This is a genomic window from Rhodospirillaceae bacterium (assembly GCA_040219235.1).
Classification (GTDB): domain Bacteria; phylum Pseudomonadota; class Alphaproteobacteria; order Rhodospirillales; family Rhodospirillaceae; genus WLXB01.
Window position 1 is genome coordinate 1285634 of record JAVJSV010000011.1, and the last position, 13933, is coordinate 1299566.

The following is a 13933-nucleotide window of genomic DNA, read 5'->3' on the forward strand; positions in this document are numbered from 1 at the left end:
CATCGTGTGGCGCTTTACACGTCTTGCGCCATCAGCCTACAGTTTGTGTTTGATCGGGGGGAGGCCAGCTATGCTGCCATCAGATTTCACGACGGACTCAGTCCTGACACCCAGCGCCTCAAGGCGGTCTGTCTTGCGCGGGTTCGGCACGGGGGCGCTGACGATTGCCGGGGCCTCGGCGGCAGGGCTGCCGGCCTCAGCGCCGGTATCTGCGGCGGCGCCAGCCTCAGATGGCGGGCTCAACTACAACGACCCCAAAGACAATCTTTATGCTTTCGCGAAAATCTGGTCATCGTTTGAGAAGCCCATCATCGGCGGCTTTCACGGCCTGATGTATATCCGCAGTGGCACCAATCGCATGATCCCGGTGTTCGGCTATGAAGGCACGGGTGTTCTGCAAGCGCGCTGGGAGCCGGATGGCACCTTGACCCGCGTGTCCCGCGAGACCGGTTTTTTCACGGATCTGCGGACCGGCGATATTCTGGAAACCTGGGACAACCCGATCACCGGCGAAACCGTCCCGGTGTATCATTTCTATAATCCGTTGCTGGTGCGCAAGATGGATAACGAAATGTCTACCTTCAACTTTGGTAAGGCGACCGACGCACCGACCAAAATGAACGAAGGCACAGTGTTCCCTGACGAGACCGGAAAGATTCCGTTCATTCTGCCGTTCCAGCAATACGGCGATGATTTGATGCTGAACTGGGATTACACCCACGAATACACCAATCCCGTCACACCGGAAGGCTGGCCCAAAGCCTCAACGGGCGCGCGCATCTCACCGTCCGAACACTTCACCTTTCATATGTCGAAGACTGAACTTGAAGACCGCAGTTTGCCGACCGCGCGGTTTGTTGCCGGGTTCTCGCGCATCTCTCAGGCTTGGCCGTGGATGATGATGGGCGGTAGTGGCATGGAAGATCTCCAGATGTTTGGCCGTATGCACAGTCACAAGGGGTTGCCCGGCACCGCCGAAGTGCGCCCGAAAGTGCTCGCGTATATTGAGAAGCACGCACCGGACTATCTAACGCTGCCTGACACATGGGAGATGAAAAGTTTCCGGGTCGATACCTGGTCCTGTTACGCGGCGGACGTGCCCCCTGAAAATCCAGATTACGCCTGGGCGGAAAAACGCCCCGACAATGTGGCTGGTCCACCCACCGGGTCTGGGGCCTTATAAGCTAAAAGAGTAAGCCAAAAGAAAAGGGGCGGCTCAAAAGCCGCCCCTTTTTGCGTGAGGTCGTTAAGGGCTCTTAGCGAACCGGATGCATCCGGCCATTGTCGCGGTCAATGCTGCGGCGCACGACCAGGGAGTCATCGATGGTCAGGATTTCAACAATGATCGTGTCATCGTCGATGGCTTCCACAGACCCAACTTTTAAGCGGTCGTTGCCAGATAGGATCAAGCGAGACTCGGCCAGGGTGCGGGCTTGTGCAACGGTCAGACCCAAATCTCCATTTCTCGGTCCCATGGCCAGCGCCAGGGAAGAGAAATTACCGCCACGCTTGCCACGGGCAAACTGACCATGCGGTCCTTTATGGTCGCGTCCTGGGCCACGTAACTCACTACGGCGGCCTTCACGGTCGAACCGGCGGTCCATATCAGCGGGGCGTCCGGTGCGGGTGGAAATTTCAACCGTCTGCACCAAGGAGTCATCCTTGGTGACGATATCGACCAACACGGTGTCGTTGGCGCTTTCGGTGATGCCGCCAACTTTAAGATTGGTGTCGCCCATGCTGGCGATGCGGCCTTCTACAATAGCGCGCACTTGGTCGGCGGACAGATCCTTATCCATGCGCTCCATGCGTTCTTGTTGGCGCTCTTCAAAGCGGGCACGATGGTCAGCGCGGGGGTCAGAGTTGTCTTCAGCGGCAAAAGTCGGGCTGAGGACGGCCCAGCAGGCCAGCAACACAAAAGCGGTTAATGACGTTTTAATAGCGTTTTCGATGATAAAATTCTTGTTCATGATTTACGTCCTTTGTTCTTAGCCCCTGGGGGAGTCAGGGGAGGGTGGTCAGCGGTGGCCCATTGTGATGATGGGGGATCAGGCCACCTTCCGGACCCGGCTTAAGGGATTGGGGATTTTCCCAGAGGGAATTTCCTTAGGGGAGGATTTCGCCGGGCCCGGTGGGGGATGTAGCTGCCGTTAAAGGGGGCAAGCGGCAGCTACGGTCGAGGCGACAGTCGCCCAGGTGGTAAGAAGAACCAGGCTGGTGACTGCGGTGTTCAAAATGGTGTCCATCGTTTTCGTCCTTTTTTTGTGTCCGGGTCGCTCTGTCTGTTTGGCGGGGCCGGATGTTTGAAGCTCTGTAATTTCGTGCTCTGTAATTTTGATGGGCCCACTATGCCTGCCGTCTGTAACGCAGCGATGTCGCAAACCATGGAAAAGTGTAACTGGCGGTAACAGAAGGCCGGTTCGTTACCGTTTGTTGCGGGAATAGTGGTGTTTTTCAGTCATTCGCCTGTAATATCCTGGCCATGAACACAGTCACCGAAAATACCAAGCCTCATATTCTGATTGTCGACGACGACGCAGAAATTAGAGATCTCTTGTCCCGCTTTCTGGTCAAACACGAGTTTCGGGTCACCACCGCCCGCGATGGCCGAGAAATGAAGAAGGCCCTAGCCGACTGGCAGGTCGATCTGATCGTCTTGGATTTGATGATGCCGGGTGAAGATGGTTTGACCCTCTGCCGCAAGGTTCGGGCCGAGTCCAACATGCCGGTGATCATGCTCACCGCCATGGGCGAGGACGTGGACCGGATCATCGGACTTGAAGTCGGCGCTGACGATTATATGGCCAAGCCGTTTAATCCCCGCGAACTGGCCGCCCGCATTAAAGCGGTGTTGCGCCGGGCCGAGCAGGGGGGCGCGCCGCCCCGCACCGACGGCGAAGCTTCAGGGCGTTACGCCTTCGCTGGCTTCTCCTTAGATCCGGCCACACGGTCTTTGTACAATGGTGAAGACGAGATCGATATCACCGCTGGCGAGTACGACCTGTTGCTGGCTTTTGTCGAACACCCGCAACGCATTCTCAACCGCGATCAATTGCTGGATATGGCCAAGGGCCGTTCGGCGATTCCCTTTGACCGCTCTATTGATGTGCAGGTTGGCCGTCTGCGCAAAAAAATCGAACCCGACTATCGCGAGCCCACGCTGATCAAAACCGTACGCGGAGGTGGCTACATGCTCACCGCCGAGGTTGAACGGGTTTAACCGGATCATGAAACGCATTCTTCCTGACAGCCTTGGGGGGTGGGTCTTCTCTGTTGTCGCAGCAGCCGTGATCCTGATCTATGGCACATCGTTGTTGGCCTATTTTATTTTCAGCGATGACCGCGCCGCCGCCGTGGCTTCCAGTCAGGCGGCCGATCAGTTGATCGTGTTTAAGCGGGTGATTGAACAAACCGATCCGCGCGAGCAACGCGCTTTGATCCGGCGCCTCAACTCTCCGGGGTTGCGTATGATCATCACCAACCGTCCCATCGTCAGAGAATCTGATGACTCGTTTGTGTCTCGGATTGTGTTCCGCAAGCTGCAACGTGAATTCCCGGAAGGCACAGAAATCTATACCGACAGCCGCATCGTCGAAACTCTCGGTGATGAACGCTTTCCAACAGAGGAAGAAGTGCGACGCAATATGCGCCGTCATCGCGATGAAATGGACCACCCTCCGCCACCGCAGGAGAGTGAATTCGGCCCCCGGCCTGGGCCTGAGGGGCGCTTTAATCCAGACCGCCGCGGTTTTGAATTGGACCAAACGTTTAGAGACATCCGCGGCTTTCAGCCCTTTGTCCGCGCGTCTATTCGCTTCGGCGAAAATGCCTGGCTAAACGCCCGTGTTGACCTTGATCTTACGGAAGACAGTGCGCGCAGCCTGCCGTGGCTCTGGACCACGGTAATAACGCTTCTGATTGCCAGTCTTGCGGTGTGGGCCGTACGCCGGGCCACCCAGCCCGTGCTATTGTTTGCCGCCGCCGCCGAGCGCCTCGGCATGAGCCTCAATGCAGAACCCTTGGCCGAGACCGGGACCGGCGAAGTGCGCCGCGCCGCGCGGGCGTTCAACACCATGCAAAGCCGGTTGCAACGCTTTGTTCAAGACCGCACACAAATGCTAGCGGCTATTTCACATGACCTGCGCACCCCCATCACGCGCATGCGCCTGCGCGCTGAGTTCATTGATGATGACGCGCAGCGCGACAAAATGCTGTCTGACCTCGATGACATGGAAGCGATGATCAAATCCACGCTGGCTTTCGCGCGGGATGATGCCGCCAATGAGGCTGCGGACATCACTGATGTTGCGGCCTTGGTCGCGCGGATTGTCAGCGATGAAACAGAATCAGGGGTGCAGGCCACCTACAATGGCCCACAAAGTTTGGAGCTCTTTGTAAGGCCGCTGGGATTGAAACGGGCACTCACCAACCTTGTTGAGAACGCGATCAAGTACGGCGAAAAGGCCGAGGTTAAACTCACTCGCTTGGACGAGGTTGTTGAAATTCTGATTGACGATTCAGGCCCCGGCATACCCGACGATCAGAAAGAACAGGTGTTTAACCCATTCTATCGTTTGGAAACCTCGCGCTCGCGCGATACCGGCGGCACCGGGCTGGGGATGACCATCGCCCGCAACGCCATCCGGTCCATGGGCGGTGATATCGAGCTAATCAACCGCGCTGAAGGTGGTTTACGCACGCGGGTCACGCTGCCCATGCAGAGTTAGCGTAGATTATTGCCCTAGTTTCTAATGGTTCAATGGCTCTAACATCCTAAGACCAGTCATTTTGGTGAGGGCGGCATGTCTCAGATCCTGCAATCGCCAATTTCTTTGGTGGTAGAAATTTACCGATCAGATATTCGGCAACCAACAAGTTGAGCACCCAGGCAGATACCATCATGCCATCACGGAGCGGTCCAAGCGGCTCTGTTCCAGCAACGATAATCCAACCAATACCCAAGAATGTCTGTGTTGAAGCGCCTTGGCCGATTGCATAGGCTCGGACCATTGAAGCGCTGTGTTGGAAGATGTTTCCAGACATAATTGCGATGACCGCCCATCCGATCAAGCCAAACATCAATAAGCCCAGAGTGATCCGCGCCCAATACAGCATGTTCCCCTGGAGCTCGCCAGGAAACGCATAATAATGGGTCATCCACACTCCAGTTGCCGCAGATGCACAGCCTGCAATAGCTGTCACGCGGCCCATAGCGCGATGGGTTGCAGGGCGGTGGCGCTTTATGCTTGGCAAGAACTGCACTGCGCCTAAAAGGCAGAACAGGGAACTGCTTAAAATGTGCAGAACGATTGGCAAAGGAGCAGCCAAAGCGCGCGGGTTCTCAGGCGCAATTGCGGGTCCACCCGTAAGTTCGAGTATTCTGAACAATCCGCCAAAAGCTGGAATAAAGGAGTAGATAAGTATGAAGAGTAATATTGTCCATTCAGGTCTGCTCAATATTTTCATAAGGTGCTCTTTCGGTTGCCGCACTAAGGCGTGGCGTGCTGCTAGGGGGTGTCACTGGGGTTAAGCGGGTCGCGAATATTGTCGAGTGCCACATCTGTTCCCCGAATAGATAGGTGTGCGTTGGATTGTTTCACCCAGGCTTGTGCGCCCAAAAAGCAAGACTTGCCTGTCCTGCGTACGCCCCGAGCTTGACGGGCAGACACTCGATATTCGACAAGTGGCAATCGCGCAGCCACTCGACGCCTTGTCTTTGAGTGACGGCCCATGTCCGCCAACGGAGTTGAATAAGCGCGCCAAAAACCGAACGTCGCGTCATACAAACAAACAGCAGACCTCCTGGCTTCAACACGCGGACCATCTCGGTGATCGCCCGGCAAGGATCCGGTAGATGTTCAAGGACATGTGCGGCCATAACGAGATCAAAGGACTGATCAGTGTAGGGTATCGAAAGGATGTCGGCCTGTTTGAGTTTCGGTGAGAGTCCGGCCTGTTGCATTGCAAATTCTGCTGAGGCCAGCATTTTTCCGGATACGTCAATGCCGTGATAGGCGATCGGGTTGGATAGAATACGGTCTAGTGCGATCGAGAGGCTTCCGCATCCAATCCCACAATCAAGTACCTTTACCCCGGTCCCCGCAAGAGCAACCCTGGCACCGCTTGCAATCAGCGGTTCTTGATATGCGTCTTCAAGCCGAAAATGATGCGCCGTTCGGGCCCAGCTTCCGGCAAGTGCATCATACCGCTTAGCCAATTCCAAAGGGGTCCGAATACGTCTGCTGATTGCTACGTGCCAAGAGCCAAGCTGACGACTTGCCACCGGGATCGTTTTCATACCCGAGAGTCCAACTGAAGCGGCTTTTAATTGCTCAGGGACGCTCATTGCAACCAACCTACATGTGTGAGACTTGCCATGAGAGGGAAGCTAAATCCAAACCGAATCATACGAAATTGCATAATAGTGTTGTTCTGGTATGCTTAAATAATGGAGTGGAAAAGAACAGCATTCGATTGGAATCAAGCACGCGCCTTTCTGGTAACAGCCGAAGAAGGGTCGCTGTCTGCGGCGGCACGGGCGCTTGGGTTAACACAGCCGACCCTCAGCCGACAGGTGGCGGGCATCGAAGAGGCGCTGGGGGTTACGCTGTTTGAAAGAACATCGCGCGCCCTTCTGCTGACACAGGCAGGGACAGAGTTGCTGGAGCATTTTCGCAGCATGGGAAATGCAGCCAACAGCATATCCATCGCCGCTACGGGTCAATCTCAAAACATTACTGGAAACGTGGTGATCGCATCCACGGATTTGATGGCGACACATTACCTGCCATCAATCCTCAAAAAACTCAGGACCAAAGCACCGGAACTTCAGGTCGAGATTATTACATCGAACCACTTGAGCGACTTGCGGCGGCGTGAAGCCGACATCGCAATCCGTCACGCCCGCCCACAAGACGAAAACTTGTTCGCAAAGCGCATGCGCGACACCACGGCACATCTCTATGCATCCGCGTCATACGTCAAAGAGGCTGGCCGTCCGTCACAAGCCTCTGAATTCTCCACAATGCAATTCGTAGGGGTCGAGAATCCCGAGGGGATGCTTGGCCTCTTGGCCTCACGCGGGCTTAATCTAACCACAGCGAATTTCAACTTTTCTACGGCCAGTGGTCCCTTATTATTGGAGTTGATTCGGAACGGGCTCGGTGTCGGCTTCCTTCCGATAGAGATTGCCAAGAAATACCCCGAGCTTGAAAACATATGGCCAGTGTTCGAGCCAATACAGATTGAAACTTGGCTGGTTGCGCATCGCGAACTAAGAACGAGCCCGCGTATTCGCCTGATCTTCGATCTTTTGTCTGACGGCCTTGGCCAGTGAGCCCGCCGCTCTGTCTCTTAACAACGAGGGGCATAAGAAATCGAATTGAACAAAGCAAACCGTAAGTTTCAGGACACAGCAGTCTCGTCAGAGCCCTTGCTTCAGAGTAGTCTCTTAATAGCCACGCGGCGGGGAGGGCACCATGGCGAAAAAATCTCTTACGTATCAAAACGATCCCGATGGCATTCGGCTGCCCATCAAGGTCGACACCACGTCCAATGGCGAGTTCATGCCGCGTGCGCTGTCCGCAGCCAATGTCGAAGCCAATGCGCGGGCGCTGCATGCGGCGGATGAAAACGCCCGGCATGTCGGTAAGGGGCGGCGGGAGTTTCTCGTCTCCACGGCTGGCGCGGCCACAACACTTCTGGCTTTTAACGAGGTCAACGCGGCCACGGGCAAGCGCGGCAGTTCCTACGAGTTGCCGTGGGAGGCCGGCAAGGATGAAGCGGCTGCCGCCGAGGCTTTGGATGGCGATGAATTCATCTTCGACATTCAAGCTCATCACGTTGGTAACATTGAAAGTTGGGTCGAAGGCACACCGTTGTACCCCGCACGCAACAACTTCAAATTTTTCGCGCCCCAATCCGGGTGCGACTACGGCGGTGATGATCCCAACCTTGGTCATATCGAATGTCTGACCGGTGAGTCCTATGTCAAAGAAGTATTTATGGACAGCGACACGGATATCGCTGTGTTGTCCTTTGGGCCGGCCCCTAACAACGAGATGATGCCGCAGTATTCGGAAGGCGCGGAGACCATGCGCATTGTCGAAGCGCTGGGCACCACCCAGCGCCTGATGGTCCATGGCCGCTGTATGCCAACCTATGCGGAAGACCTCATCGCAATGGACGAAACGGCAGCCAATTGGGACGTCGCCGCGTGGAAGACCTATACCCAGCACGGCCCCAACGACACCGGCTATTTTCTCGATGATGATCTGGGCCAGACGTTTATCGACAAAGTGCGTACCACTGGCATCAACCGTATTGCCGTGCACAAAGGGTTGCCGTTTTTGCAGTACACCGAGAACTTAAAATACGCTGGCTGTCGCGACGTCGGACCTGCCGCTACGCAAAATCCTGACATCACGTTTATGATTTATCACGCGGGCTACGACATGCGCGTGCCAGAAGGGCCATACCAGCGCGGCTCTGGCGCCGGTGTTGACGACCTGATTACCTCGCTCGTTGACAGCGGTATCAAGGCCAGTGCGCCGCAGAATGTCTACGCTGAAATCGGCAGCACTTGGCGCTACCTGATGCGTGATCCTGACCAGGCGGCGCATGTCATCGGCAAATTGCTGAAGTATGTTGGTGAAGACCGCGTGTTGTGGGGCACAGATTCCATCTGGTACGGCTCACCACAGGATCAGATTATGGCCTTCCGGGCCTTTCAGATTTCCGAAGAATTCCAGGAAAAATATGGTTATCCGAAAATCACGCCGGAGATTCGCGCCAAGGTGTTCGGCCTTAACGGCGCGGCGGCCTATGACCTGTCACCGGAAGACGTGCGCAAACACACCAAAGTCGATCCGGTCGAAAAAGCCAAGCAAGAATACGCAGAGCGGCAAGACCCCAGCTATCTCACCTATGGTCCCAAAAACCGGCGTGAATTTTTGCGGTTTTTGTCGCAGCAGGACCGGTAGGCCGACATGCCTCCCGCATCGCTCTCACTAGCTGGACGCACAGTCAGGTCTATGCGCCATGCTCCATGTCCCTTCGCTAGTGTAGTTAAGGTATTCAAACGACACCGCCCTTAAATGGGCTTTGCTATCGCGTGGTTCAACACAAGGGGAGCTTGATGATGCCGATAACGCGCCGTAATGCTGTTGCCGGTGCAGCCGCACTTGCGGTAACGCCCGCGCTTGTTTCAACCCGCGCACACGCCGCCCTGGACCTCACCGCGCCCGAGAACAAAGTCGAGGTTTACCGTCGCATGCGTGCCGGCACGGAAGACGGTGCGTTGATGTTATGGTGGTGGAATGGTTTTGTCTGGGCCAAACCCAACAACGATATCGCCGTGCATATTCTCACTGTCGAAGGTCTGACCTTTCAGCGCTTGACCACCCAATCCGATGGAACCCTAACCGACGCCCAAGCTGGCCGCGGCACCTTTCGCGACCCAGAGACCAACGCACCGTTAACAACCTGGACCAATACGCTCAACGGCGTGACCGCCGCGCCGGATCACATTCGCTCGCTCAATCGCGGCGTCATTACGCCAGACGGGCTCGCGCGGCAGCACAGCGACCGGGTGCTTCACTTCGAAAGCGAGATCACCGCGCCGATGATCACGGGCAAGCAGATTTTCATGCGCGAGAATTTTCTCACCAAAAACAAAGGCCGTGCGCCCGGAGCGGTCAGCACCTCGTCCTCCCTGACCACCTACACCGCGACGGTGACCGATATCGCCGACGACGATGCAGCGTTCCGGCCCTGTACATTCAACTATCAAAGCCTTGGCGGGTTCCGTCCCTGGATGGGCATGGACGACAGCACCGGCGTGTTGTCGTGGCAGACCGTCGGTCAAAAACTGGAACGTGGCGCGGACGATGCCCCAGCCGGCATCAGAACCTGGGTGGACACCAACTATCCCGGCTTCTTGGAGGACCCGGGCATATAGGCCGTTGCGTCTCTGCTGTGATCACGCATCGTGGGACGCTGTGGGGCGAGGTCTGTTGCCCGAGGTCGGCATAGGGGACTCCTGTGTAATATTTGAACGGTAAGTATAACAACATAAGTTGTTATTTTCAATAAAATTGAGCAAGGGCTGTCAGCTTTGCATCATAGTTCGGCGTGCATGGGCTCGTTCCAAGGGGGCAGGCCGAGGCGGTTCCATGGGCTTGTTCCTTCGATCATACGTGCATGGACTCGTTTGATCTGAACCAGTCGTGCATGGGCTCGAACCCAGGGGGAGAGCCCCCAAAAAATCCCGAACCCAGGGGGAGAGCCCCCAAAAAATCTCGAACCCAGGGGGAGAGCCCCCAAAAAATCTCGAACCCAGGGGGAGAGCCCCCAAACAATAATTCTCGAACCAAGGTGAAACTCTGAATTTGGCGACCCTGGGCGGGGTTCATAGCGCTTGAAACTTCAACGAGTCGCCCCAGATTCAGTTGACTCATTGCCGAGACACGTTTAGGGGTCTAAATGTGACCTAGTTTAATCGGGGCTTCCCTGTGCCACCTTAGGGTGAAGCAGGGAGGGTAACCGTGTTTAACGTGGTTATTAATTGGCCTCATGCCCGTTGTGGGAGAGGCCCTACGTGTGTACGTACTACTGGAGAATATACTATGCCGAGCGGAACCGTTAAGTGGTTCAATGCGACCAAGGGCTACGGGTTTATCGAACCCGACGACGGCTCGAAGGACGCTTTTGTCCATATCTCAGCCGTTGAGCGCGCCGGATTGTCCGGTCTCAATGAAGGCCAAAAAGTTCAATTCGAACTCGTGCAAGGCCAAAACGGCAAAGCCTCTGCCGAAAACTTGGTCGTCGAATAAGTCTCGGCGATCTCAGTTGAGTACACCGCACTCACTTCGGTGAGTGCGGCGTTCTTTTAAGAGGTACACTAAAACCAACGGCTCCGTCAGGCTTGTTGGTTTTTTTGTGCCTGGAATTTGCAGATCGGACCCTATGCGTCAGGATCAACCAGCACATCAATCAGCGTCGGTCGTCCCCGTGCCAGCGATGCCATGGCACGCTCAAACGCGGCCGGTAAATCTTCCGGTAGAGCCACCGGGCCAACCGTCGCCCAGCCTTGGGCTTTGGCCAGTCCACACAAATCCGGCGGCGGATCATCCAGCCGTTGTCCCACCCACTTGTTCGCCCGGGGACGGTTTCTCGCCTGTGCCACGCGATCTTGGTGGCGTTCATCATTGTAGAACGAGCGGTTGTTGTTGATCACCGCCAGGACCGGCAGTTGCCGCTGTCCGGCAGTCCATAAGCTCGCCATACCAGACAGTAAATCCCCATCGCCAGTGGCACACACCACGATGCGCTCCGGGTCGGTGTCCTGCATCGCCAGCGCGGCGCCAATTGCAAACGGTGGCCCAGCGCCAATCACACCGCCGGCATCCGCGCCCAGATAGTCCAGCGGATGATCAAACGGAGACGCGTCTACCGGCCAGCCAAAGGGCAGGCAGGCGTAGCAGGTTTTATGAGTGCGCAGAGCGTGTGTTGTTGCCTCTGCCAAATGCGCCATAGAAATGGTTTTTGTTTGGGGGACTGATACCACGTCCGGTTTTACACGGGCATTCTCAGAACTGGCGGGTGCATCCAGCGCTTGAAGCAGGGCCTTGGTGGTGCTGTCCGGGTCAGCCAGCAGCATGATGTCGGCGCGCGGCAGGCCCAGGTAATCCATCACCGCGCCGGTATGCGCATAGCGGTCCAGGGAGGCATGAATCACGGTCAGCGCGTCGTCCTCGCTGCGCCCAGCCGTGTCCAAAATCGCTTTCACATCCAGCCAGTCCAGACTGAGAACCACGTCGGCTTCGTTCAACGCCTTCAGGTCATCTTTGCCTTGAAACAGCGGCAAGACTTTTTCATGCAAGGGATGTGAATTGGGAAATGATGCGGCCAGTTTCAGCGCTGTATACACTTTTGCATTCAGGGCTTCGGCCAGTTGAATTCGGCGCGCCCAGTCCTGCTCATCGCGCGAGACACGCCCCGCCAGAATGACCACGTTTTTGCCGGTGCGAAGCGCCTCTGCTGCGCGCTCCAGACCCTCTGCATCCGGCCCTGGGGGTGCGGCCACGGGATAATGTTTAGGATCGGGCAGGGCGATTGGCTCGTCCAACGCCTGTTCTTGCAGGGCGGCATCCAGGCACACATAGGTCGGCCCCATCGGCGCGGTCGAGGCCATCAGGTATGCCCGCAATACGGATTCCGCAATCGCCGCAGCAGACCCCGGCTGATCATCCCATTTGAGGTAATCCCGCACCATCGCCGCCTGATCTGCAGCGGTATGAATCCAATCAATCCAGGGGCGGCGTTTGGCCGCATCCACCGGACCGGTCGCGCCCATAATCACCATCGGCATACGGTCGGCAAAGGCATCGAAGATGTTGATCGACGCGTGCATCACCCCAATGTTGGCATGTAGCGCCACGCCCATGGGTTTGCCAGTGACCTTTGCATACCCGTGAGCGATGGCCACAGCCGCTTGCTCGGTCAGGCACAGCACCATCTCGGGGTCTTTATTGCCCAGGTAATTGACGATGGAATCATGCAGCCCCCGGAAGCTCGCACCGGGCACCAGGCTGATGTATTTCAGGCGGGCGCGTTGCAGCATCTCCGCAGCCACATCGCTGGCCCAGCCAAGCGCGGGCTGTTGCGGGGGAACAAACTCTGACATCGGGATATCTCCTAAATAGAGGGGATGCTGCGGGCCTTTGACGAGAGGGCGCGGCCCTTAAGATACAACGTGTCGTACTCGCTTTTTTCTGCCCCTTGAGAGGCATAAAACTTGACACCCCGGCGGTTAAACTTGTGCACCACCCAAACCACACCAATCGCGCCTTCCTGTTTTGCCAGGCGGGCGACGGCACTCATCAGTTTGTTGCCGGCGCCCCGGCTGCGTTTTGGCTTTGTGACGTATAGGTCTTCCAGCATCAAATGGGGTTCTTCAATGCCGATGTCGTACATGGGGTGAACATAGGCGTAGCCGACAACGCCGTCGTCATCCACGGCGACGAGCAGATGATCGACTCTTGTCCGCCCAAAACACGCCTTCATAATACGGGAGGAGAGCCGTTCTATCGGTTTTTCACCGTCTTCCGCATACCATTGATTGACCAATTCGAGTATGCGGCTGGCGTCTCTCTTGGTCGCGCGCCGGACAGCGACACTATACCGGGCCATGCTGCGCCAGTCCTTTAATCTGCGCCGCGCCCGCCATGGGCTTCTGACCAGCCAATGGGATCGGCAAGAAAGTCCCGCACGCCTTCAATCTTGGCGGCCTCAAAATAATTTCCCGCCTCAGCGGCGTCGAGAACGTCCGCCCAGGTGCACAGATACAGCAGCGACACCTCTTCTTTTTGCAGGCTGTCCAGCGCCCCCGGAAAGGCCCCGTAGAAGAACACGACGAAGGTATGGTTGCACGTTGCCCCAGCGTCGCGAATGGCTTTCACGAAGGCCAGCTTGCTGCCGCCATCGGTCGCCAGATCTTCCACCAGCAGCACCTTGGAACCTTCGTCCAGGCGGCCTTCAATCTGCGCCATACGGCCAAAGCCTTTCGGCTTTTTGCGCACATACTGCATCGGCAGCATCAGCGCATCCGCAATCCACGCCGCATACGGAATCCCAGCCGTCTCGCCGCCGGCAACGCTATCCAGGCTTTCAAAGCCGATGGTCTGTTCAATCTCTTCGCGGGCCAGCAGAGTGATGGTCCGGCGCGCACGCGGGAACGAAATCAACCAGCGGCAATCAATATAAACCGGGCTCGCCCATCCAGCCGTAAGCGTGTATGGCTCTTCAGGCCGGAAGTTGACGGCCTTGGTTTCGAGCAGGATATTCGCGATGGTCCGAGCGGCCGCCTGTTGGCGGGGCGAGCGTGTTGGTGCGTGAGCATTTGTAGACGTCATTTTTATGAAAGTCTTTCTGC

The 13933-nt window shown here is 56.6% G+C and carries 13 protein-coding genes; 7 read left to right on the forward strand and 6 right to left on the reverse strand.

Annotation, left to right across the window (positions count from 1 at the left end):
- Positions 1-70 precede the first annotated feature (70 nt).
- Positions 71-1183 (forward strand): DUF1838 family protein, encoded by a 1113-nt coding sequence (locus tag RIC29_09955; protein MEQ8735237.1) that lies wholly within the window; start codon positions 71-73, stop codon positions 1181-1183.
- 73 nt (positions 1184-1256) lie between these two features.
- On the opposite strand, the gene RIC29_09960 is transcribed toward RIC29_09955, so the two are convergent.
- Positions 1257-1970, reverse strand: a complete 714-nt coding sequence (locus RIC29_09960; protein ID MEQ8735238.1) for a hypothetical protein — start codon at positions 1968-1970, stop codon at positions 1257-1259.
- 512 nt (positions 1971-2482) lie between these two features.
- On the opposite strand from RIC29_09960, the gene RIC29_09965 reads away from it, so the two are divergent.
- Both RIC29_09965 and RIC29_09970 read left to right on the forward strand, forming a co-directional pair.
- Positions 2483-3220, forward strand: a complete 738-nt coding sequence (locus RIC29_09965) for a response regulator (GenBank protein MEQ8735239.1) — start codon at positions 2483-2485, stop codon at positions 3218-3220.
- Between the two features lie 7 nt (positions 3221-3227).
- Positions 3228-4727, forward strand: a complete 1500-nt coding sequence (locus RIC29_09970) for an ATP-binding protein (GenBank protein ID MEQ8735240.1) — start codon at positions 3228-3230, stop codon at positions 4725-4727.
- A 46-nt stretch (positions 4728-4773) separates the two neighbouring features.
- Here the strand turns inward: RIC29_09970 and RIC29_09975 are convergent, their stop codons facing one another.
- Both RIC29_09975 and RIC29_09980 read right to left on the reverse strand, forming a co-directional pair.
- Positions 4774-5466, reverse strand: a complete 693-nt coding sequence (locus tag RIC29_09975) for a DUF2306 domain-containing protein (protein MEQ8735241.1) — start codon at positions 5464-5466, stop codon at positions 4774-4776.
- A gap of 130 nt (positions 5467-5596) precedes the next feature.
- Complete coding sequence (locus tag RIC29_09980) at positions 5597-6346, reverse strand: class I SAM-dependent methyltransferase (GenBank protein ID MEQ8735242.1); 750 nt, start codon at positions 6344-6346, stop codon at positions 5597-5599.
- A 102-nt stretch (positions 6347-6448) separates the two neighbouring features.
- Here RIC29_09980 and RIC29_09985 point away from each other — a divergent pair, with 102 nt between their 5' ends.
- From RIC29_09985 to RIC29_10000, 4 genes are all read left to right on the forward strand, one after another.
- The gene (locus tag RIC29_09985) at positions 6449-7336 is read left to right on the forward strand and encodes a LysR family transcriptional regulator (GenBank protein ID MEQ8735243.1); all 888 of its coding nucleotides are present in this window, start codon (positions 6449-6451) and stop codon (positions 7334-7336) included.
- A 142-nt stretch (positions 7337-7478) separates the two neighbouring features.
- Positions 7479-8981, forward strand: a complete 1503-nt coding sequence (locus RIC29_09990) for an amidohydrolase family protein (protein ID MEQ8735244.1) — start codon at positions 7479-7481, stop codon at positions 8979-8981.
- A 155-nt stretch (positions 8982-9136) separates the two neighbouring features.
- Positions 9137-9958: a DUF1838 family protein gene (locus RIC29_09995; protein MEQ8735245.1), complete on the forward strand. Its 822-nt coding sequence runs from the start codon at positions 9137-9139 to the stop codon at positions 9956-9958.
- A 667-nt stretch (positions 9959-10625) separates the two neighbouring features.
- Positions 10626-10832, forward strand: a complete 207-nt coding sequence (locus RIC29_10000) for a cold-shock protein (GenBank protein ID MEQ8735246.1) — start codon at positions 10626-10628, stop codon at positions 10830-10832.
- 131 nt (positions 10833-10963) lie between these two features.
- Here the strand turns inward: RIC29_10000 and RIC29_10005 are convergent, their stop codons facing one another.
- Genes RIC29_10005 through RIC29_10015 form a run of 3 tightly spaced genes read right to left on the reverse strand, consistent with a single transcriptional unit; the run spans position 10964 to position 13913 of the window.
- On the reverse strand, positions 10964-12685 hold the full coding sequence (locus RIC29_10005; GenBank protein MEQ8735247.1) for a thiamine pyrophosphate-binding protein: 1722 nt from the start codon (positions 12683-12685) through the stop codon (positions 10964-10966).
- An 11-nt stretch (positions 12686-12696) separates the two neighbouring features.
- The gene (locus RIC29_10010; protein MEQ8735248.1) at positions 12697-13191 is read right to left on the reverse strand and encodes a GNAT family N-acetyltransferase; all 495 of its coding nucleotides are present in this window, start codon (positions 13189-13191) and stop codon (positions 12697-12699) included.
- 14 nt (positions 13192-13205) lie between these two features.
- Entirely contained in the window at positions 13206-13913 is a 708-nt protein-coding gene (locus RIC29_10015) for an orotate phosphoribosyltransferase (protein ID MEQ8735249.1), read from the reverse strand.
- Positions 13914-13933: the final 20 nt, after the last annotated feature.